At 63.9% G+C, this 21,599-nt stretch carries 20 protein-coding genes; 13 read left to right on the top strand and 7 right to left on the bottom strand.

The genetic code is table 11. The features are described from left to right. Window positions 1-6: 6 nt before the first annotated feature. Window positions 7-792 carry an ABC transporter ATP-binding protein gene (locus AAV94_RS02065; protein ID WP_046740611.1) on the bottom strand — a complete coding sequence of 262 codons (786 nt, stop codon included), beginning with the start codon at window positions 790-792 and terminating at the stop codon, window positions 7-9. 2 nt (window positions 793-794) lie between these two features. Then, window positions 795-2,732 (bottom strand): AMP-dependent synthetase/ligase, encoded by a 1,938-nt coding sequence (locus tag AAV94_RS02060; RefSeq protein ID WP_046740610.1) that lies wholly within the window; start codon window positions 2,730-2,732, stop codon window positions 795-797. Window positions 2,733-3,058: 326 nt separating this feature from the next. Here AAV94_RS02060 and AAV94_RS02055 point away from each other — a divergent pair, with 326 nt between their 5' ends. Continuing rightward, window positions 3,059-3,778 carry a Crp/Fnr family transcriptional regulator gene (locus AAV94_RS02055; protein ID WP_052754868.1) on the top strand — a complete coding sequence of 240 codons (720 nt, stop codon included), beginning with the start codon at window positions 3,059-3,061 and terminating at the stop codon, window positions 3,776-3,778. Window positions 3,779-4,133: 355 nt separating this feature from the next. Here the strand turns inward: AAV94_RS02055 and AAV94_RS02050 are convergent, their stop codons facing one another. Beyond that, the gene (locus AAV94_RS02050) at window positions 4,134-4,664 is read right to left on the bottom strand and encodes a hypothetical protein (protein WP_046740609.1); all 531 of its coding nucleotides are present in this window, start codon (window positions 4,662-4,664) and stop codon (window positions 4,134-4,136) included. Between the two features lie 99 nt (window positions 4,665-4,763). Here AAV94_RS02050 and AAV94_RS02045 point away from each other — a divergent pair, with 99 nt between their 5' ends. The 3 genes from AAV94_RS02045 (at window position 4,764) to AAV94_RS02035 (ending at window position 7,000) form a co-directional block, all read left to right on the top strand. Next, window positions 4,764-4,994: a DUF3460 family protein gene (locus tag AAV94_RS02045; RefSeq protein ID WP_046740608.1), complete on the top strand. Its 231-nt coding sequence runs from the start codon at window positions 4,764-4,766 to the stop codon at window positions 4,992-4,994. Between the two features lie 92 nt (window positions 4,995-5,086). Further along, window positions 5,087-5,950 carry a segregation and condensation protein A gene (locus AAV94_RS02040; RefSeq protein WP_046740680.1) on the top strand — a complete coding sequence of 288 codons (864 nt, stop codon included), beginning with the start codon at window positions 5,087-5,089 and terminating at the stop codon, window positions 5,948-5,950. Between the two features lie 42 nt (window positions 5,951-5,992). Next, window positions 5,993-7,000: a DUF3014 domain-containing protein gene (locus AAV94_RS02035; RefSeq protein WP_052754864.1), complete on the top strand. Its 1,008-nt coding sequence runs from the start codon at window positions 5,993-5,995 to the stop codon at window positions 6,998-7,000. Window positions 7,001-7,003: 3 nt separating this feature from the next. Here AAV94_RS02035 and xerD read toward each other — a convergent pair whose 3' ends face one another. The 3 genes from xerD to AAV94_RS14790 all read right to left on the bottom strand — a co-directional run bounded on the left by xerD (window position 7,004) and on the right by AAV94_RS14790 (window position 9,393). Further along, the gene (gene xerD, locus AAV94_RS02030) at window positions 7,004-7,909 is read right to left on the bottom strand and encodes a site-specific tyrosine recombinase XerD (RefSeq protein ID WP_046740607.1); all 906 of its coding nucleotides are present in this window, start codon (window positions 7,907-7,909) and stop codon (window positions 7,004-7,006) included. 102 nt (window positions 7,910-8,011) lie between these two features. Further along, window positions 8,012-8,989, bottom strand: coding sequence for a tripartite tricarboxylate transporter substrate binding protein BugE (locus AAV94_RS02025; RefSeq protein WP_046740678.1), 978 nt, complete (start codon window positions 8,987-8,989; stop codon window positions 8,012-8,014). A 62-nt stretch (window positions 8,990-9,051) separates the two neighbouring features. Further along, on the bottom strand, window positions 9,052-9,393 hold the full coding sequence (locus AAV94_RS14790) for a hypothetical protein (protein ID WP_156167904.1): 342 nt from the start codon (window positions 9,391-9,393) through the stop codon (window positions 9,052-9,054). Between the two features lie 133 nt (window positions 9,394-9,526). Here AAV94_RS14790 and AAV94_RS02015 point away from each other — a divergent pair, with 133 nt between their 5' ends. From AAV94_RS02015 to zapE, 4 genes are all read left to right on the top strand, one after another. Next, complete coding sequence (locus AAV94_RS02015; protein WP_046740677.1) at window positions 9,527-10,285, top strand: 3-hydroxyacyl-CoA dehydrogenase; 759 nt, start codon at window positions 9,527-9,529, stop codon at window positions 10,283-10,285. 282 nt (window positions 10,286-10,567) lie between these two features. Next, the gene (locus AAV94_RS02010) at window positions 10,568-11,908 is read left to right on the top strand and encodes a hemolysin family protein (RefSeq protein ID WP_046740605.1); all 1,341 of its coding nucleotides are present in this window, start codon (window positions 10,568-10,570) and stop codon (window positions 11,906-11,908) included. A 62-nt stretch (window positions 11,909-11,970) separates the two neighbouring features. Continuing rightward, window positions 11,971-12,765, top strand: a complete 795-nt coding sequence (locus AAV94_RS02005) for an endonuclease/exonuclease/phosphatase family protein (RefSeq protein WP_084824671.1) — start codon at window positions 11,971-11,973, stop codon at window positions 12,763-12,765. 273 nt (window positions 12,766-13,038) lie between these two features. Next, window positions 13,039-14,136: a cell division protein ZapE gene (gene zapE / locus AAV94_RS02000; RefSeq protein WP_046740604.1), complete on the top strand. Its 1,098-nt coding sequence runs from the start codon at window positions 13,039-13,041 to the stop codon at window positions 14,134-14,136. A 170-nt stretch (window positions 14,137-14,306) separates the two neighbouring features. On the opposite strand, the gene AAV94_RS01995 is transcribed toward zapE, so the two are convergent. Then, the gene (locus AAV94_RS01995) at window positions 14,307-15,758 is read right to left on the bottom strand and encodes an aldehyde dehydrogenase (protein ID WP_046740603.1); all 1,452 of its coding nucleotides are present in this window, start codon (window positions 15,756-15,758) and stop codon (window positions 14,307-14,309) included. A gap of 484 nt (window positions 15,759-16,242) precedes the next feature. On the opposite strand from AAV94_RS01995, the gene argA reads away from it, so the two are divergent. From argA to galE, 5 genes are all read left to right on the top strand, one after another. Beyond that, a complete protein-coding gene (argA, locus tag AAV94_RS01990) occupies window positions 16,243-17,589 on the top strand; it encodes an amino-acid N-acetyltransferase (protein WP_046740602.1) in 1,347 nt (448 codons plus the stop codon). A gap of 52 nt (window positions 17,590-17,641) precedes the next feature. Then, window positions 17,642-18,313: a LysE family translocator gene (locus AAV94_RS01985; protein WP_046740601.1), complete on the top strand. Its 672-nt coding sequence runs from the start codon at window positions 17,642-17,644 to the stop codon at window positions 18,311-18,313. A gap of 167 nt (window positions 18,314-18,480) precedes the next feature. Beyond that, entirely contained in the window at window positions 18,481-19,203 is a 723-nt protein-coding gene (locus tag AAV94_RS01980) for a response regulator (protein ID WP_046740600.1), read from the top strand. Between the two features lie 35 nt (window positions 19,204-19,238). After that, a complete protein-coding gene (locus AAV94_RS01975) occupies window positions 19,239-20,459 on the top strand; it encodes a HAMP domain-containing sensor histidine kinase (RefSeq protein WP_046740599.1) in 1,221 nt (406 codons plus the stop codon). A gap of 93 nt (window positions 20,460-20,552) precedes the next feature. After that, window positions 20,553-21,599, top strand: a complete 1,047-nt coding sequence (gene galE / locus AAV94_RS01970) for a UDP-glucose 4-epimerase GalE (RefSeq protein ID WP_046740598.1) — start codon at window positions 20,553-20,555, stop codon at window positions 21,597-21,599.

The following is a 21,599-nucleotide window of genomic DNA, read 5'->3' as shown; positions in this document are numbered from 1 at the left end:
TCCCGCTCAGTGCGCCGTGCCGAGATAGGCTCGGATCACGTCGTCGTTGTTGCGAACGTCCTCGGGCGTGCCGTCGCCGATCTTCTTGCCATAGTCCAGCACCACCACACGATCGGAGATGTCCATCACCACACCCATGTCGTGCTCGATCAGCACGATGGTGGTGCCGAACTCTTCGTTGATCTCCAGGATGAAGCGGCACATGTCCTGCTTTTCCTCGATGTTCATGCCTGCCATCGGCTCATCGAGCAGCAACACCTGCGGCTGCATCGCCAGGGCGCGCCCCAGGTCGACACGTTTTTGCAGGCCATAGGGCAGCTGACCCACGGGCGTCTTGCGCCAGGCCTGGATTTCCAGGAAATCGATGATCTTCTCGACAAATGCGCGGTGCCTGATTTCCTCGCGCTCGGCTGGGCCGATACGCAGGGCTTGCAGCAAGATGTTGCTCTTGATCTGCAGATTGCGCCCCGTCATGATGTTGTCGATCACGCTCATGCCCTTGAACAGCGCCAGATTCTGGAAGGTGCGCGCCACGCCCATTTCCGCGACCTGCCGTGGGTTCATGTGCGAGAAGGTCCTGCCTCGGAACGTGATGCGGCCCTCGGTGGGCGTGTAGACGCCGTTGATGCAGTTGAGCATGGAGCTCTTGCCCGCACCGTTGGGGCCGATGATGGCGCGGATCTCATGCTCGCGCACGTCGAAGGAAATGTCCGTCAGCGCCTGCACACCACCGAAGCGCAGGGCGATGTTGCGGATATCCAGGATGACGTCACCGATGTGTCTGCGCTGCATGCTCAGGCCGCCTTTCTGCTGCTTGCCGCGAAGGTGGGCGCATCCAGAATCGCCAGATTGGCGCTGACGCTGCCGGTGCGGCCATCCTCGAACTTCACCTGCGTCTCAATGAACTGCTCGCGCTTGCCGCTGTAGAGCGCTTCGATCAACACCGCGTACTTCTCGGCCACGAACTTGCGGCGGATCTTGCGCGTGCGGGTCAGCTCGTCATCGTCCGGATCGAGCTCCTTGTGCAGCACGAGAAAACGCTGCACCTGCGCTGCCGCCATGCCTTCCTCGCTGGCCAGTTCGCGGTTGACTTGCGCCACGCACTCTCCGATCATTTCCAGCACCGCAGGCTTGCCCGCCAGGTCCACGTAGCCCGCATAGGGCAGACCGCGCTTTTCCGCCCAGTTGCCGACCGCCTCAAAGTCGATATTGATGAAGGCGCACACCGCTTCCTGATCGTGGCCCCAGCACACCGCTTCCTTGATCTGCGGGAAGAACTTGAGCTTGTTCTCAATATAGTTGGGCGCAAACATGGCACCGCCGTGCAGGCGGCCAACGTCCTTGGCGCGATCGATGATGCGCAGCTGCCCGTCGCCGTCCAGCACCCCGGCGTCACCGGTCAGGAACCACCCTTCTTCGTTGATGACCTCGGCGGTCGCATCCGGGCGCTTGTAGTACTCCTTGAGTACCGACACCCCCTTGACCTGCACCTCACCGCTGTCGGCAATCCGCAGCGTCATGCCGGGTGCGGCCTCGCCCACCGTGTTGAGCTTGACGCGGCCGTTGCGCTGCAGGCACACGTAGGCGCAGGTCTCCGTCTGCCCGTAGAACTGCTTGAGATTGATGCCGATGGAGCGGTAGAACTTGAACAGCTCCGGTCCGATGGCTGCGCCGGCCGTGTAGGCCACGCGGATGCGCGAAAAGCCCATGACGTTGCGCAACGGTCCATAGACGAGGAAGTTGCCCAGCCAGTACTTCAGCCGGTCGAGCAGGGCCACCGGCTTGCCATCGAGCAGATCTGCGCCGACACGCTGCGCCAGTGCCATCGCCTGCGCGTACATCCAGCGCTTGGGCCGCGCCGCGTCTTCCATGCGGATGGATACGCTGGTGAGCAGCCCTTCAAACACCCGCGGCGGTGCAAAGTAGTAGCTTGGCCCGATCTCCTGCAGGTCGATCTGCACGGTGGCCGAGGACTCCGGACAGTTGATGGTGTAGCCCACCACCAGCCACTGCGCCACCGAGAAGAGATGGTCGCCGACCCATGCCGGCGGCAGGTAGGAGATGACGTTGTCGCGTGGCTGTAAGCCGTCCACTTGCGCTGCGCCAGCGGCGGCGGAGGCGAACGCGCGGTGCGTCTGGCACACACCCTTGGGCTTTCCGGTGGTCCCGGACGTGTAGAGAATGACCGAGACGTCATCGGCATCGCCAGCGGCCACCAGCGCATCCAATGCGCCGGGATGGTCCGCATCCCACTTTGCACCCAGCGCAAGCAGCTGCTGCACGCTGAGCAGCCCCGGCTGGTCATAGCCGCGCAGGCCACGCGGGTCGTCGTAGATGATGGTCGCCAGATCAGGATAGCTGGCGCGCACTTCCAGCATCTTGTCGACCTGCTCCTGGTCTTCCGCAAGCACGATCGTGGCACCCGTATCCGCCAGCACATAGGCCATTTCGGCTGCCACCGCGTCCTGGTACATCGGCACCGGCACGGCGCGCAGCGACTGGGCCGCCAGAAAACTCATGTACGCATAGGGGCGGTTGCCCGATACCAGCGCCAGATTCTGGCCCTGCGTCAGTCCCAGCGAGGCCAGGCCACAGGCCATCTGCCGCACGCACTGCGCCACCTCCGCCCAGCTCCAGGTCTGCCAGATGCCGTACTCCTTCTCCCGGATTGCCGGATCATTCGGGCGCTGGCTGGCGTGTTGTGCCAGCAGCCGCGGGAAGGTTGTCTCCATGTTCCCTGCCTTTCTTCATGTGAGCCGCCGTCCGATCTGCGTCGGACCGATGCCGGGGGCGCAAGCGCCGCCTCGAGCAGCATGCCCCCATGGTAGGAAGCGCTTTGACGTTTTTTTGTCCTTATAGCGACATTCATGGGAAAACCCTAGACAGGTTTTACCCTTGTGCGGCGCACCGCAGGCCAGCGTCCGTTATACGGTTGTCGCACAGCAGCGGACGACGTGAACCCGCCTTTCCTGGCGGAGTGGTTTCCTGCAGAGTGCCTCCCGCTACGTTGCTGCCTTTTTCAAACAACAGCGCCAAACTGTTCCACACCCGAAAGTCCATGCATCCAACCGCCTGCGCACCGCTGCAGCGCATGCTGCAAACCCGCCGCCATGCCACCCCTGGCGAACTGCACGCCATTGCCTGGTTCAGTCAGCTCAAGCCGACCGAGCAGCGATTGGCCGAGCGCGCCCTGGAAATCGGCCAGGTGCGTCAGGGCGATTTCGTCTGCATGGCGGGAAAGCCCGTGCGGGCTTGGCTGGGCGTCATTGATGGATTACTGAAGATGAGCAACAGCCGCGCCGACGGCAGCAGCATCAGTTATGCCGGCCTGCCCTCGGGATCCTGGTTCGGCGAAGGCACCTGCCTTAAGCGTGAGGCCTACCGCTACGACATCCTGGCATTGCGCACCAGTACGATTGCGGCGCTGCCGCTGGAGGCGTTTCATGAGCTGGTGAACCGCTCCATCGCCTTCAACCGCTTCATCATGCTGCAGCTCAACGAGCGTGTCGGCCAGTTCATCAGCGGTATGGAAATTGACCGCCTGGCCAACACCGACGCGCGCGTGGCGCGTTCGCTGGCTGCGCTGGTGCATCCGGTGCTGGCACCAGCGCCTGGCAATACGCTGCGCATCACCCAGCAGGAACTGGCCCAGCTGATCGGACTGTCGCGCCAGCGCGTGAACGTGGCGCTGGTGCGGCTGCAAAAGCAGGGACTGGTCATGCTGGAGTATGGCGGGCTGCGGGTACTCGACGCAGCAGCCCTGCGTGACTACGGGTGATGCCAGGAGCCGCGCCCCCGGTATGGCCCACCGTACACATGAGAAAGACTGACGCACTTATGCACATCCGTAGCCAGCACGTGCAACCGTCAGCCGTCTGTACGCCGACCCGGCATCCCCCAGCAGGGCTTTCCGCCGCACGCGCATAAGTCATTGATTCAACTCAATGGCACCGCAATGGTGACCACTGCCTAAATATGCAGCAAATCATCTCCGACGCTTGTCGGTCATGCATTTGTCACGCACATGCACGCCTTGTCCACAAAGTTATCCACATGTTTCGTGGACAACCAGGAATTGCTTCAGAAAATCATGTGCTTAGCGCCGATTATTGGCGTGATGGCGCAGAACCGCTTCAGCGCCGACCGCCAGAGCGGTTCAACTCATCCAGGTCCGGCCCCGTGGAGGCGCGCAGCACGACGCGCCGGGCATCGAGCACGGCGGTGAACATGCCGCTGCTGGTCGGATCCGGGCGATAACGCCAGCTGACGTGGTGCTCCTGCGCCAGCGGATACCACACATCGCGAGCCGGTTTGCCCAGCATGCGGCGCACCTGGTCGTAGTGCATGCCCGGCCGGACCTTGGCGAACTCCTCTGGGGTCAGCACCTGGCGCACCTGCTGCAGCCGGCCGTTGGCGTCAAGCGTGATCATGTAGTTCACATGGCCTGCCGGCTGCCGGTTGTACTCAAAGGTGCGCACGCCTGCGCCATCGTCCCACACCATGTCGGGCGTGCCCATGGCATCACGCAAATCCGCCTCGGTCGATTCGCCAACCTTGAGTTTGTCCAGCGCAATCGGATCGCATGCCGCCAGCGCCAGTGTCAGTGCGAATGCCACCGCAGCGCCTGCCAGTCGGCTGGTTCTCCGCCAATAATTCGCGGCCATTACAATGCGCATCGCCCACAACCCCTTTCTGGTGATCCAGAGCCCTGGCAGTAGCAGTGCCGGTGCGGGCTCTCACGATGAAACAACCCGGTGAAGTCTATGTCCATTTTCCAACGGCCCCACTACAAATCGGAAGTCACCCAATTCATCGAACATCTCAAGAAGGAGCGGCCTTACCTGGACCAGCAACAGCAGCAAGGCCGCGCCCTGCTGTGGGACAAGGATGTCAACCCACGCATCTGGCGTGAGTACCGCGCCGCCGAAGTTCCTCCCAAGCCCTACCCCTACCAGCCAGAGTCGGTGCAGGAAAGCAGCGCGGAGCCGAGCTGAGTGCCTTGCCCTAAAGCCGCGTGACGCCCACCGAGCAGCTTCCGGATGAAGCGTCGCAGCACGCCGATGGCAGTGCTGCCGTCGTTGAGCGCCTGCAAGCCATCGAGGAGGCCGAACAGGCCCAGGCGGCTGCGCTGGCCAGACTGTACGGCCAGCCCCTGTTCGAGCTGCCTGCGGATCTCTACATCCCGCCCGATGCGCTGGAAGTGTTTCTGGAAGCCTTCGAAGGCCCGCTGGACCTGCTGCTGTACCTGATCCGCAAGCAGAACTTCAACATTCTCGACATTCCCATGGTGCCGCTGACGCAGCAGTACATGGGCTATGTGCAGGAAATCCGCAACCGCAACCTCGAACTGGCCGCCGAGTACCTGCTCATGGCGGCCATGCTGATCGAGATCAAGTCCCGCATGCTGCTGCCGCGCCCCCCCAGCGTGCAGGAGGAGGAGGCCGAAGACCCCCGCGCGCAGCTGGTGCGTCGGCTCATCGAGTACGAAAAGACCAAGCTTGCCGCCCAGTCCCTGGCCGCGCTGCCCCAGCGCGGGCGCGATTTCTGGGTCAGCCAGGCGCATCTGGCACTGGAGGTGGCGACAATGCCGCCGACCGTGCACCCGGACGATCTGCGGCGCGCCTGGCAGGCCATCGTGCAGCGCAGCAAACTGGTAGCGCACCACACCATCACGCGGGAAAAGTTGAGCGTGCGCGAGTTCATGACGCACGTGCTACGGGATCTGCAACACAAGCCCTACGTGCCTTTCGAGGCGCTGTTTCGCCCCGAGCAGGGCATGGCCGTGCTGGTGGTAACGTTCATCGCCATGCTGGAGCTGGCCAAGGAAACGCTCATCGAGATCACCCAGGCCGAGGCCTTCGCCCCCATCTACGTGATTGCACGCAGCCAGCTCGACACACCGGGGCAAACCGCCGAGCCCGTCAATCCCCTTGACGAGGAACGGGACTAACATAGCGCGCTACAGGACGACATAGACACCGCAGGAATCGCCATGGGAAACAGAGTCCGAGCCAATGCCAATGCATCGCACGAACGCCGCGACAGCGGCCTCCACACCGGCTGGTGGATCGCCGCCATCGTGGTCATCGTGATTGCAGCGGCAGCCTGGTGGCTCTGGCAGGCGCCGCAGTGGCGCACCCGCATCGTCGAGACGGTGCAACAGAGCCTTGGTCTTGCCACTCAGGAGCCCGCGCAGCCCGGCCCCGTCACAACCGCCGAAAACGCCGCGGCGCCCGCTGCGCAGGCAACCGTCGATGCCGCCTTGCCGCAGGCACCCGAGAACCCTGCCCCCCTGCATCCGCTGGAACCGTTGGAGGCGCAGGCGCCTGCCGCCGAATCCACTGCCGCCGCGCTGCCGCCGCTAGAGGCATCCGATGGCGATCTGCAAGCCACCCTCACACGCCTGGCAGGGGATACGCGCGTTGCCACGCTGGTTCGCGGCGACCAGCTCGTGCGGCGCATCGTCGCCACGGTAGATAACCTGCCCTCGCAGCGCGCGCCCACGCAGATGTGGCCGGTGCACCCGACCGCGCCGCGCTTTACGGTCGATGACAGTGGCGGCGAGGCCGACACCTTCATCGCCCCTGCCAACAGTGCGCGCTATGCCCCTGCGGTGGCGCTGTTCACGCGGCTGGACATGCAGCAGCTGGCGCGCGAGTACCGCCGCTACTACCCCCTGTTTCAGCAGGCCTACGAGGAGCTCGGCTATCCCGACCGCTACTTCAACGACCGCCTGGTTGCGGTGATCGACCACCTTCTCCAGGCGCCCGAGCCCGTTGCTCCGCGCGTGCGGTTGATGCCGGTGCGCGGCGAGATCGTCTCCCAACAACCCTGGGTGCGCTACGAATTCGAGGATCCGCAGCTCGAAGCCCTGTCGGCCGGCCAGAAAATCCTGGTGCGCATGGGGCCGGAGAATGCGCGCCGCGTCAAAAGTCAGCTGCGCGCGCTGCGTGCGGCCATTACCGCTGCAGCGCCTGCCAACCAGTCCGCCGCGCCATAGCGGTCAGCCTCGCGGATGGTGCGCCGCATGCAGCGTCTTGAGGCGCTCGCGCGCCACATGGGTGTAGATCGTGGTCGTGGAAATGTCGGTATGCCCGAGCAGCAGCTGTACCGCCCGCAGGTCCGCGCCATGGTTGAGTAGATGGGTGGCAAACGCATGACGCAGCGTATGCGGTGACAGCGGCTTGGTGATGCCCGCCTGCAGGGCGTATTTCTTGACCAGCAGCCAGAACATCACCCGGCTCATCGCCTGGCCGCGCACGGTCACGAACATGTCGTCGCTGGTGCGACCGGCCAGGATCTGCCCCCGCGCATCGGCCAGGTAGCGGCCAAGCCACTGCTGCGCCACTGCGCCAAATGGCACCAGACGCTCCTTGCGCCCCTTGCCGGTGACCTGCAAGACGCCATCGGTCAGCCGCAACTGGTAGGTCTTGAGCGCCACCAGCTCACTGACCCTCAGCCCGCTGGCGTACATGAGCTCCAGCATGGCGCGGTCGCGCAGGCCAAGCGGCGTAGCCACATCCGGCGCTGCCAGAAGGGCTTCGACCTCGGCTTCCGTCATGGTCTTGGGCAGTCGCACGCCCTGACGCGCCGCCTGGGCGCGCGCCGTCGGGTCATCGGTGCGCAGTCCCTCGCGGTAGGCCCAGCGGAAGAAGCGCTTGAAGACGGTCAGCCGCCGGTTGGCGGTGCTGGCCTTGCTGGCGTCATGGCGCGCTGCGAAGTAGGCATGCACATCCTGCTCGGACACGGCAAGCAGCGGCCTGGCTCCGCCCTCGGCCGCCAGCCACTGGGCAAACAGTTCAAGATCCTTGCGATAGGCGTACAGCGTGTTGCGCGCCAGCCCCTCATGCAGCCACAGTGCATCAATGAAGCGGTCAATCAACGCCTGATTGTCCTCCGCAGAAGGCATGGCAGAACTTGGCAAGGGCATGTACTCCGGTAGCGAAGCTGCCAAGGTTAGCGCAAACCGGCTCAGGTGCGACGACCGGCGCTGGCGCCAGCCGCGCAGCGGCTACTCCAGCTTGAGTTGCTGCCGTTGCACCACATCCTTGTAAACCGCGTATTCCTGCCGGATCTGTTCGGCAAATTCCTCCGGGGAGTTGGCCACCACGATCGAGCCGGTACCTTCAATGCGCTGACGCACGGCGGGGTCTTCCAGTACTTTCTTCACCGCTGCGTTGAGCCGTTGCACGATGGCATCCGGCACGCCTTTGGGTCCGAGGATGCCGTAATACGCCATGCGATTGGCCGGCTCCAGTCCCACTTCGGCAAACGTGGGAACGTCCGGCAGAGGAGCTACGCGTGCGGGCGCCGCAACGACGATGGCGCGCAGGCGCCCGCTGGTGATGAAGGGCAGTGCCGAAGGCAGGTTATCGAACATGATCGGCACCTGCCCAGCGACCGTGTCATTCAGACCCGGACCCGCGCCCCGATAGGGAATGTGCTGCATATCAAGATCCGCCAGCGACTTGAAAAGCTCGGTCTGCAGATGGCCAATGCCGCCAGTGCCCGATGACGCGTAGGAGTACTGGCCAGGCTTGGCCTGCACCTCGCGGATGAACTCCGCATAGTTCTGCGCAGGAAAGGACGGGTGCACCACCACCACGTTGGGTGTGGCGGCAATATTGATGATGGGCGTGAAGTCCTCAATCGGGTCGTAGCTGACGTTGGGATTGATGGCCGGGTTGGATGCGGTGGTGGACACGGTAGCCACACTCAGGTTGTAGCCATCCGGTTCGGCACGGGCTGCTTCCGTTGCACCGATGACGCCACCACCACCGCCACGGTTGTCAACCACGACGGACTGGCCCAGTTCACGCCCCAGCGGCTCGGCAATGGCGCGCGCGATGATGTCCGTCGTACCACCCGCTGCAAATGGAACCAGCAATTTGATGGGGCGGTTCGGATAATCTGATTGAGCCGCCCCTGTGCCTGGGGCAAGAGTGAACACTGCCACTGCGGCAGCAGCTATCCATATGCGGCGAGTGATGGTCATGGCATATCTCCCGAAAATCAGAAGCAAGACTGTTTTTTTATGCCATGCGCCTCCATTCACACAGGGTGATTACCCTTGATGACGCAATCCAAGCCTTGCCGGATCATCAAGTCAGGTTGACGGCTGACACCCCGGGACAGCACGCGCGGCGAGCGGCGATGCGGGCGCGCGCGCCCTTTGAACAGGTTCGGGTCGCGCGTACAGACGCGGCCACCTCCCACCACGCGAGCACGAACGCATACAGCGCGGAAATCAGCACGATGTCCCGCATGCGCATGTTCAAACAGTCCTCTCAAGCGTGAAGTTGCCTGATTCTCCAGCCAGACCACCTGCATGAGGTCCTGCCAACCAACAAAGGCATTTGCGCAAACGTCATCTTCATCAGGAAACCCGGCCATTACCCATGCCCAGCACTTTCCGCTAAAGTTTCACAAAGGGCCTTGGCCACCACGATGCCGCAGAGCGCCGTGCATGCCTGATGCGCTGCCAAGCAGCGCACCGAGCACCATCAAAAAACCACCAGGAGACACCATGCAGTTCAGGAATAACGTTTTCATCGTCACCGGCGGCGCTTCCGGGCTGGGAGAGGGGACGGCGCGCATGCTCGCCGGCGAAGGGGCCAGGGTCGTCATCGCCGATCTGCAGCAGGAACGGGGAGAGGCGCTTGCCGCAGAGCTGGGCGCCACCTTCGTAAAGACCGATGTAACCTCCGAGGCCGACGGACAGGCCGCCGTGGCAGCTGCCACGGCACTGGGGCGGCTGGCGGGGCTGGTCAACTGCGCCGGCATCGCACCGGCGTGCAAGACCGTGGGCAAACAGGGGCCGCACGCGCTGGAACTCTTTACCCGCACCGTAGCGATCAACCTGATCGGCAGCTTCAACATGATCCGGCTGGCTGCGGCAGCAATGGTGCACAACACGCCGGAGGAGACCGGCGAGCGCGGCGTGCTGATCTCGACGGCCAGCGTGGCGGCCTATGAAGGCCAGATCGGTCAGGCCGCCTATGCCGCGTCAAAGGCCGGCATCGTCGGCATGACGCTGCCCATCGCCCGCGACCTGGCGCGCGACGGCATCCGCAACATGACGATCGCGCCGGGCATTTTCGGCACCCCCATGCTGTTTGGGATGCCACAGCAGGTCCAGGATGCGCTGGCTGCCAGCGTGCCATTTCCAAGTCGCCTGGGCACGCCGCAGGATTTTGCCCGTCTGGTGCGCCACATCATCGAGAACGACATGCTCAACGGCGAAGTCATCCGCCTTGATGGCGCCATTCGCATGGGCGCAAAGTGACGCCACGGCACAACGCGCCGACACATGCGGCGCCGTTTGCGTTACGATATGTTTTTCAACTTTGGGCACCCCAGGCGCCAAGTGGTAATCGCCCACTACGGCCTGAAGCTTGCGCGCTGCCCGACATCCGTCCATGGAACCTCCCAGTTGCCGGTCTGACTCTTTTCTTGCCAACCCCATATTGCACGCGGCGTCCATCCGGCTACGCCTGCGGTCCGGAACAGCGTCCGCGCTTCCTGCCAGCCACGTTCTGGCCTGCGCGCTGCAGCAAGGAGGCACACCATGGAAGTGCTGATCCTCATCGGACTGATTCTGCTCAACGGCATCTTCGCCATGTCCGAGATTGCTCTTGTAACGGCCCGCCGCGCCAGACTGCAGGCGCGCGCCGAAGAGGGTGACAAAGCTGCCAAGGTGGCGCTCAAGCTGGGCGAGGATCCGACCCGCTTTCTCTCCACCATCCAGATCGGCATCACCTCCATCGGGCTGCTCAGCGGCATCGTCGGTGAGGCCGCATTGGCTGGCCCGCTGGCAATCTGGATGCAGGGCGCGCTGGGTGTGCCAGCAGGCACGGCCAGCGTGGTGTCAACGGCCATCGTGGTGCTGGGCGTCACGTACTTTTCCATCGTCGTGGGCGAGCTGGTGCCCAAGCGGCTCGGCCAGATATCGCCGGAGCCGATCGCGCGCATCGTCGCCCGCCCGATCCAGATTCTGGCGGCCATCACCCGCCCGTTCGTGTGGCTGCTGTCGTTTTCCACCAATGCACTGCTGAAGATGCTGGGCGCCAAGCAGGCGGCCGGCGGTGGCGTGACAGAGGAGGAAATCCACGCCATGCTGGCCGAGGGCTCACAATCTGGCGCCATCGACCAGAGCGAGCACGACATCGTGCGCAACGTGTTCCGGCTCGATGGCCGCGAGGTCGGCTCGCTAATGACACCGCGCACCGAGATTGTCTACATCGACCTGCAAAACAGCGACGACGACAACCTCAAGACCATGATCGAGTCCGGCCACACGCGTTTCCCGGTCTGCGACGGCGGCCTCGATCACATTCTGGGCTACATCCACGCCAAGCAGGTCCTGGCCCGCGTGGCCAGTGGTCAGCGCCCGGACTTCGCACGCGATCTGCACACCTGTCTGTACGTACCTGAGACTCTCACGGGCATGGCGCTGCTGGCGCAGTTCCGCGCCAACAGCCTGCAAATGGCTTTTGTGGTTGATGAATACGGGGAAACCGAAGGCATCGTCACCCTGCAGGACGTGACCGAGGCGCTGACCGGGGAATTCGCCTCGCGCGACGTTGACGATGCCTGGGCCCGCCAGCTTGAGGACGGCAGCTGGCTGCTCTACGGCACGATTCCGAATGTCGAGCTCAAGGATCGGCTGGGACTGCACGCCGTGCCGGAGGAAGAGCGCGGCCACTACAACACACTCAGCGGCATGTTCATGCTGCTGCTCGAACGGATTCCACAGGTGGGCGACTCCATCGAATGGGAGGGCTGGCGGTTCACTGTCTCGGAGATGGATGGCAAGATGGTCGAACGCGTCACCGCGGTGCGCATACAACCTGGCGCACCGGCGCCCACGACAGCACCGGCAACCGATGCTGCAGCCTCGCAAGACTGACGCTCGCAGCTTGTACAGGGCGCGCCGATACTGACGACGCGCCCACCCGCAGAATGCCCCTCATGACTGAAGTCGCTGGTGCGCTCCCCGACACCTCTGCCGCCGAGGATGCGCCTGTACCGGATGTGCTGCGCATTGCCACCTACAACATCCACAAGGGTGTACAGGGGCTTGGGCCGCTGAGCCGGCTGGAGATCGGCAACCTGGGGCTGGCCATTGAGCAGTTGGACGCTGACATCATCTGCCTGCAGGAGGTGCGCAAGCAAAACCTCTGGGGCCAGGCGCGCTTTCGAGACTGGCCGCAGTTGCCGCAAGCGCAGTACCTGGCACCGGAAGGCTACGAGGCGGTCTACTACACCAATGCGGTCACCCGCCACGGTGAGCACGGCAATGCCCTGCTGACGCGCTGGCCGGTGCTGCGCTCGCAGCAGCGCGACATCTCCGACCACCGCCTGGAACAGCGCGGCATCCTGCACGCAGAGGTCAACGTTGCCGGTCGCAGCGTGCATGTGCTGGTGGTGCATCTCGGCCTGATCCACATCAGCCGACTGCGGCAGGTCGCGATGATTCGCGAGTTCGTGCGCGAGGAAATCCCGCCCGATGCGGCCGTGATCGTCGCCGGCGACTTCAACGACTGGGGCGACCAGACCGGCATGCTGCTGCGCGAGACCGGTTTTACCGAATACGACGGGCACCGTGCCTTCACGTATCCATCGCGCCTGCCGGTGGTGCAGCTTGATCGCATCTTCGTGCGCCGCCTGGTGCCGCGCTCGGTGTTCGTGCCGCGCGGACGAATCTGGTGGCGCATGTCCGACCACCTGCCGCTGGTGGCCGATTTCTCCTTTGCGGCACCTTGACAGCCTATGCGGCGACAATCGCCCTTTTGGCCTTAGAACCTGTTGACGATCTTTTCATGCACCGCGTGGCCTCACCAGGGGATGCGCAGCAAGGCGCAAACCGCAGTCGGACTGGTGGCCCGACGAGGATTGGCAACGCCGCAGCGTGCGTCTGGCGAGGCAACCCCAAGGGCAGCCAGGCAAAGGCGCATGAAAAGATCGTAAACAGGTTCTTAGACCAGCGCTTAATTCAGCGCCTGCCCCGTGCAGCCAAACAACCAGGCAAACCCGACCATGAGTGTTGAATCCGCTTACCGCAAGGTACTCGCCGAACGCGGCTATCAGGAAGATCCCGCCCAGCTGCGCGCCGTGGCAGCGCTGCAGCGCTGCGCCGAAGAATGGGGCGCCTACAAGTCCAAACGCTCCAATCGGCTGAAGAAACTGGTCAATCACCCCGACATCCCCAGAGGCGTCTACATGTATGGCGGCGTGGGCCGCGGCAAGAGCCTGCTGATGGAATGCTTTTTCCAGGAAGTGCCGATCGAACGCAAGGTGCGGCTGCACTTTCACGAGTTCATGCGTGAAGTGCACAAGGAGCTGCATGGTCTGCAAGGCACGCGTGACCCACTGGACGTGCTCGGCGCGCGCATCGCCAAGCGCTACAAGCTGATCTGCTTTGACGAGTTCCACGTTGCCGACATCACGGACGCGATGATCCTTTACCGGTTGTTGCTTGCGCTGTTTGACAACGGGGTCGGGTTCGTCACCACATCCAACTTCAAGCCCGACGAGCTCTATCCCAATGGCCTGCACCGCGATCGCATCCTGCCCGCGATCGCGTTGCTCAACGAGCGCATGGAGGTCGTCAACGTCGACAATGGCACGGACTACCGCCGCCGCACGCTGCAGCATGTGCAGCTCTACCACACACCCACCGGCGCTGCCGCCGATGCCGCGATGGAAGCCGCGTTCAACCAGCTGGCCGAGGCACCCGATGAGGAGCCGGTGATGCGCATCGAATCGCGCACCATCCCGGCACGGCGCCGCGCCGGTGGCGTGATCTGGTTCGACTTCAAGCAGCTGTGCGGTGGCCCGCGCTCGCAGAACGACTACCTGGAAATTGCCAACCAGTTCCACACCGTGCTGGTCTCGGACATTCCGCAGATGTCGGTGAACCTGGCCTCCGAGGCACGGCGCTTCACCTGGCTGGTGGACGTGCTCTACGACCGCAGCGTCAAGCTCATTGCCTCCGCACAGGTGCCGCCCGAGCAACTGTACGTGCAGGGCCCGCTGGCGCACGAGTTCCCGCGCACCGTCTCGCGCCTGAACGAAATGCAGTCACAGGAATACCTGAGCCTGGAAAAGCGGCAGGTCGATACCAGCCTGACCTGATTTACACCGCTGCGCGTACGCGTTGGCGTATCGGGTCCGTCTGACTGTTGTCGGTCCGTGCGCCGCCCGCGGCTCAACCGTTAGGGATGCCATGCAAGAATGTCCCAGCAGCGGCACACACCGCATTTTTGCCTTATTGCGCCATGTGTGGAGGAACTTTGAACAGGTGCTCAGAACGGATAGTGGCGGGCACTGGTTTGCAGCGTGACCCAGCGCAGGTCGGTAAAGGCATCGATGCCGGCCTGACCACCAAATCGGCCCCAGCCGCTGTCCTTGACGCCGCCGAATGGCATCTGGGCCTCGTCGTGGACTGTCGCTCCGTTGACGTGACAGATGCCCAACTGGATTTGCCCTGCTACCCGCCAGCCGCGCGCAAGGTCGCCGGTGAAGATGGCGGAAGAAAGGCCATAGGCGTTGTCGTTGGCACATGCGATGGCCTGCGCTTCGCCGCGAACCCGCACGATGGGCTTGACCGGCCCGAACGACTCCTCGTGATAGATCGCCATCTCGGCCGTGACATGGTCGAGCAAAGTGGCAGGCATCAAGGTGGTATCGGCGCTGCCGCCGCACAGCAGGCGCGCGCCCTTGGCCAGGGCGTCGTCGATCAGGCGGTTGCAACGTTCCACTGTCGCCATGTCCACGACCGATCCGAGCACGACGGGCCCGTTGCGCGGATCGCCCTGCGGCAATCCCCTGACCTTGGCGACGAGCTTTTCGATGAAGGCATCGGCAATGTCCTGGTCGACGATGATGCGCTCGGTGGACATGCAGATCTGGCCAGAGTTGGCAAAGGCGCCGAATGCGACACCATTGACTGCATCGTCCAGATCGGCATCGTCGAGCACCAGCGCCGGCGCCTTGCCGCCCAGCTCCAGCACGGACGGCTTGAGGTATTTCGCACAAGTTGCGGCAATGATTTTCCCCACCCGCGTCGAGCCGGTGAAATTGACGCGTCGCAACGCCGGATGGGCAATCATCGCCTCCACGATCGGGCCAGCGTCCGCAGGGGCGTTGGTGACGAAGTTCACGACCCCGGCGGGAAACTCCGCGTCGCAAAACGCCTGCACGATTTCAGCGTGTGTGGCAGGACACACCTCGCTGCCTTTGAACACCACGGTGTTGCCGCAGGCAAGCGGCACGGCCAGGGCACGCACCCCCAGGATGAGCGGCGCATTCCATGGCGCCATACCCAGCACGACGCCGGCAGGCTGGCGCACCGCCATGGACAGCAGACCCGCCGTATCGGACGGAATGGTCTGGCCCTGGATCTGCGTGGTCAGGGCGGCGGCCTCGCGCAGCATGTTGACCGCAAGACGCACATTGAAGTCAGACCAGATGGCTGAAGCGCCCGTTTCCGCCATGATGGCCCGCGTCAGCGACGCATGCCTTGCCTGCAGTGCGTCCGCCGCCCGGTTCAGAAGGGCGCGGCGCTCCCCCGGTCCCGTCGCCGCCCACGCGCCTAATGCGTCCGCAGCGGCATCGACGGCCTTGCGGGCATCCGCCACGCTGGCAGCGGGGGCCACCGTCGCCAGCTGCTGATCGATGGGGTTTCTGCGCTCAAAGGTTCTGCCGCCTTCGGCCTGCACGCGCGTTCCGCCGATCAGCATGTCTGTCTGGGTCATGAATGTCTCCTGTGTTCTGGTTGAGAAAAAAGGCTGCAAAACTGCGGGATGCGGCACGGCTGCTGCGTGCCCCCCGAGCATCGCTCGTTAGGCGCGGTCAGACGGGCATCATCCCCTCGCGCCGCTTGGCGGCATCGGCCTGCGTAGAGGCCATGAATGCCAGCAACTGCCGCGCAGCGGGGCACCCGGGTACTGCCACGCACAATGGCAGCGGAAAAAACGGTATCGATGGCAACAGCTGTGGGCCATGGCTCCAGCACCACGATTGCGGGCCCTTGGATCAGCTCGCTCCTTTGCTGGAACCCGAGTGCCACCTGGCCTTCGGCCACCGATGCATCGACCGGCACGCCGCGCGCCGCCTGGACGAGGCGCTGGCGCACACCTGCCGCGCATCGAGAACCGGCGCCAAGCGCGTCACGCCTGAGTGCTTTGGCGCAAAATACGCCATTGCGCGCCTGAGCGAGCTCATTGCAAATCCCCTTCCATGTCCACCGTCTTCAACTTCACCTTCGTGCCGTGGTTTCGCTCCGTTGCGCCCTATATCCACAAGTTTCGGCACCAAACCTTCGTCGTCGGCGTCTGCGGCGAGGCCATTGCCGCGGGCAAGCTGCAGAATCTGGTGCAGGATCTGGCGCTGGTGCACAGCATGGGCGTGAAGATCGTGCTGGTGCATGGTTTTCGCCCGCAAGTCAACGAGCAGCTACAGGCCAAGGGCTTGCAGTCGCAGTACTACAAGGGCAACCGCATCACCGATTCCGCCGCGCTGGATGCGGCGCAGGAAGCAGCTGGGCAGCTGCGCTTTGAGATCGAGGCCTGCTTCAGCCAGGGCCTGCCCAATACGCCGATGGCCGGCTCCAAGGTGCGCGTGATCTCGGGCAACTTCATCACCGCACGGCCCATGGGCATTCTGGACGGGGTGGATTTCCAGCACACCGGCAAGGTGCGCAAGGTCGATGCCGAAGGCATCCAGCGCGCGCTGGAGATGGACTCCATCGTGCTGCTTTCGCCGTTTGGCTCCTCGCCCACGGGTGAAGCGTTCAATCTGGCTATGGAGGAAGTGGCCAGCTCCATTGCCATTGCGCTCAAGGCCGATAAGCTGATTTATGTGTGCGAGGTCCCGGGTATTCGTCGCAATCACGATCAGCCGGCCGGCGAGGACAATCCCATCATCACCGAAATGACGCTGGCCGACGCCAAGGCCCTGTTTCGCGCCGCTCCGGAAGCGGAAAAGCCCACGGACACGGGCTTTTATCTGAAATACTGCATCAAGGCCTGCGAGGGCGGCGTCGAGCGCAGCCACATCATTCCGTTTGCGGTCGATGGCTCGGTGCTGCTGGAAATCTATGTGCACGATGGCATTGGCACCATGGTGGTGGACGAGCGGCTGGAGGAGGTGCGTCAGGCCACCCCGGACGATGTGGCCGGCATCCTGCAGCTGATTGAGCCGTTCGAACAGGATGGCACGCTGGTCAAGCGCAGCCGCACGGAGATCGAGCGCGACATCAACAACTACACCATCATCGAGCACGATGGCGTGATTTTCGGCTGCGCTGCGCTGTATCCGTATCTGGAGAAAAGCACCGGGGAGATGGCCGCCGTCACCGTTTCGCCACACTCGCAAGGCCAGGGCGATGGCGAGAAGCTGCTCAAGCGCATCGAGCAGCGCGCCCGCGCCATGGGCCTCAAGAGCATCTTCGTGCTGACCACGCGCACCATGCACTGGTTCATCAAGCGCGGCTTCGAGGAAGTCGACCCGGACTGGCTGCCGCAGGCACGCAAGAACAAGTACAACTGGGACCGCAAGAGCAAGGTGCTGGTGAAGTACCTCTGAACGCCTGCTGACGCCCATCCTTTTTGTTTCACGTACCTGGAGATTCCACACCATGCAATGGCATGTCTGGCTGACCTTTTTCGCCGCCTGTTGGGTCATTGCGATCTCGCCAGGATCGGGCGCTGTGCTGTCGATGAGCCACGGCCTGGGCTATGGCTGGCGGCGCACCCTGCCCACCGTTTTCGGCCTGCAGCTTGGGCTGGCGCTGATCCTGGTGGTCGCCGGCGCTGGCGTTGGCTCGCTGCTGATCGCCTCGGAGATGGCCTTTCTGACCGTGAAGGTTGTCGGCGCGCTGTACCTGATGTATCTGGGTGTGCGCCAGTTTTTGCAAAAGCCCTCCTCGCCGCAGGACATCGCCAAGACCGAGCCTGCACTGACGGCCGACCGCCAGGCGATGCAACGCACCGGCACCCTGCCCTGGCAGCAGCGCGTGCTGACGGGCTTTTTCACCAACGCCACCAATCCCAAGGGGATTCTCTTCATGGTCGCGGTGCTGCCGCAGTTCATCGATCCGGCCCGCCCGCTGTGGCTGCAGCTGCTTGTTCTCGGTGCGACGATGTGCGCGGTCGACTCCATCGTCATGAACAGTTACGCTGCCAGCGCCAGCCTGCTGTCACAGTGGCTCAAGAGCTACCGCGCACAGCTGTGGCAAAACCGCATCTTCGGCAGCCTGCTGATGGCCATCGGCGCCGGCCTGCTGACAGTCAAGCGCGCGCAGCCGTGAGCAGCCTCGCGCGCGCATGCCATGGCAACGCTTTACCTGCGGTTTACCTCTGCGACATGCCGACGCGGCCACTTGCTGGCGATAGTGGCGCAGGCGCGCCGCAACGCCGCACCATGCTGTCAGAGGTGGCTGTGCCAGCGTGACCCTACTCCATTTTGACGACGCCTATGACTACTGCTGTGTTGATGATCGAGGACGACGAGCGCCTGGCCAGCATGGTGCGCGAGTATCTGGGCCAGTCGGGATTTGCCATCGTACACGCGCCCGATGGCAAGACGGGCCTGGAGCTGCTGCAGCGCGGGCTCGGGCAGCAACTGCCGGAGCTGGTAATCCTGGACTTGATGCTGCCTGACATGGACGGGCTGGACGTATGCCGCCAGATCCGCGCCACCCAAGGGCCCATTGCGCGTGTGCCGATCCTGATGCTTACTGCCAAGGGCGACCCGATGGATCGCGTCATCGGGTTGGAAATCGGCGCCGACGATTACCTGCCCAAACCCTTCGAGCCCCGCGAGCTGCTGGCGCGCGTGCGCGCCATCCTGCGGCGTCAGCAGGCTGGCACGTTGGCTGCGTCAGACAGCGACGTCCTGCGCTTTGGCTCGCTGGAGATCGACCGCAGCGCCCGGACGGTGTCCGTCGCCGGGCGGCCGGCGGAGCTGACCAGCTACCAGTTTGACCTGCTGGTGGCGCTGGCCGAACGCGCCGGACGCGTGCTCACGCGCGATCAGATCATGGAGGCCGTGCGCGGACGCGAGCTGGAGGCGTTCGACCGCTCCATCGACGTGCACATGGGGCGCATCCGTGCCGCCATCGAAGCCGACGTCAAGAATCCGCGCCGCATTCTGACCGTACGCGGTGTCGGCTACGTCTTCGCCAAGCAGCAGGACTGAACTACGCCACTCGCACGCCGCCCAAACCACGCACCATGGCCCTGCGCAATCCCTTCTCGCAACGCATGTACCTGCGCATTTGGCTGGCCGTGGTCGGCTGCGTAGCGGTGCTGATGCTGCTTGTCGCATGGGCCTGGAAGGTGGCAGACGAGCGCAGCGAGCGCGAGCGTGTCATCGTGCCGCGGGAAGTCGTTATTCACCGCGTCGACCAGCCAGCACCGGACATCCGCGCCATGTCGGTGTTCATCCCGACTTCCGAACCGGGCTTCTCGCTGGGCATCACGACAGAACATGGGCACGAGTACATTGCCCGCTTTGCCCCCCAGGAGCGGCGCCCCCGCCCCTCGGAGGGATGGGCGTTTCTGACTGCGCCACCGTTTGGCTACCTCTGGCTGCTGGGTCTGGTAGGCCTGTCAGTCATCATCGGTGTATTTCCCATCATCCGCCATTTGATGAAGCGGCTGGAGACCTTGCGCCTGGGAGTGCAGAAGTTCGGCGAGGGCGACCTCTCGGTACGCATTCCGGTATCCGGCAATGATGAAGTGGCGGAACTGGGCGGGCAGTTCAATGCCGCCGCAGCGCGCATTGAAACGCTGGTGCGCTCGCATAAGGCGCTGCTGGCCAATGCCTCGCACGAGCTGCGCTCACCGCTGGCACGCATCCGCATGGGGCTGGCCTTGCATGAAAACAGCCCACCATCGCCGCAAGCGGTGCAGGAAATCCAACGCAACATCGCCGAGCTCGACCAACTCATCGACGAGATCCTGCTGGCCAGTCGCCTGGACCTCGCCGAGGACGTTGCCACGCAACGCGAATTCGTGGACCTGATCGGCCTGTGTGCGGAAGAGACGGCGCGTGTGGGCGCGGAGCTGGACATAGCCGTCGCGGAACACGAGGATGCCGTGGCGGCGCTGGAGGTGCTTGCCGACGCCAAGCTGCTGCGCCGCGCCATCCGCAATCTTCTTGAAAATGCCCGCCGCTACAGCGCAGGCCCAATTACGCTCACGCTACAGCGCAGCGGCCCCACGATCGAAATACGCGTGGCCGACCGCGGTCCCGGCGTGCCGGCCGAGCAGCGCCAGCGCATCTTCGAGCCGTTCTACCGCGCACCCGGTGCGAGCGAGCGCTCGGGCGGCGTGGGGCTGGGCCTGTCATTGGTCAAGAGCATTGCCGAACACCATCACGGCAGCGTGCATTGCGAAGCGCGCGAAGGCGGCGGCGCGGTGTTCGTGCTGCGACTGCCCAAAAATTGCTGACAGCCGTTTCCGCTACAGTATCGGCAGTGGTCGCGCGCCTGCGCAGCCATTGCGCGCGACCTTCCCGCCCAGACACTTTCACCTGTTTCTCGCATGCACGTCCTCGTCACAGGAGGCGCCGGCTATATCGGCGCCCACACAGCCGTTGAACTCCTTGCCGCCGGCCACCAGGTGACCATCGTCGACAACCTCTGCAACAGCCATGCCGAGGCCATTGACCGGATCGGTGCGATTTCCGGCACCACACCCGCCTTTTTCCGAATGGACGTGCGCGACACCCCAGCCCTGCAGGCCGTGCTGCAGGGCAGCGGCATTGACGCCGTGATCCACTTTGCTGGCCTGAAGGCCGTCGGCGAAAGCGTACGCCTGCCGCTGGCGTACTACGACAACAACGTGGCCGGCAGCCTCAGCCTGCTCAAGGCCATGGACGCTGCTGGCGTGCGTACCTTCGTGTTCAGCTCCTCGGCAACCGTCTACGGCCCGGATGCCCCGGTCCCCTATCGGGAGGACATGCCGCTGGGCACGGCCTCCAATCCCTACGGCAACAGCAAAATCATGGTCGAGCGCATGCTGGTGGATCTGTGCCGGGCCGATACACGCTGGCGCGCGGCGGCGCTGCGTTACTTCAATCCCATCGGTGCACATCCCAGCGGTCTGATCGGCGAAGACCCGCAGGGCATTCCCAACAACCTGCTGCCATTCGTCACGCAGGTTGCCATTGGCCAGCGCGAGGAACTGGCCATCTTCGGCGGTGACTATGAAACCCCTGACGGCACGTGCATTCGCGACTACCTGCATGTCGTCGACCTCGCGCGAGGTCACCTGGCCGCGCTGGATGCACTTACCGCCGATCATGATTCTCCGGCCGGCCTGCGTGCCTGGAATCTCGGCACTGGCCGCGGCACCTCGGTGCTGGAAATCGTGCGGACATTCGAGGCCGTCACCGGTGCGCACGTACCCTACCGCATCGCCCCCCGCCGCGACGGCGACCTGCCCGCCTTCTGGGCCGATCCTTCATTGGCCAAGCAGGAACTGCAATGGCGCGCCACCCATACGCTGGAAGACATGCTCAGGGATGCGTGGCGGTGGCAATCAAACAATCCAGACGGGTATAACAGCACAACCCATTCGTCCCACTGA

The sequence above is a fragment of the Lampropedia cohaerens genome (assembly GCF_001005215.1).
GTDB classification, from domain to species: domain Bacteria; phylum Pseudomonadota; class Gammaproteobacteria; order Burkholderiales; family Burkholderiaceae_C; genus Lampropedia; species Lampropedia cohaerens.
The sequence above is the reverse complement of the archived record's forward strand: the minus strand, read 5'-3'. Positions and strand labels throughout refer to the sequence as shown.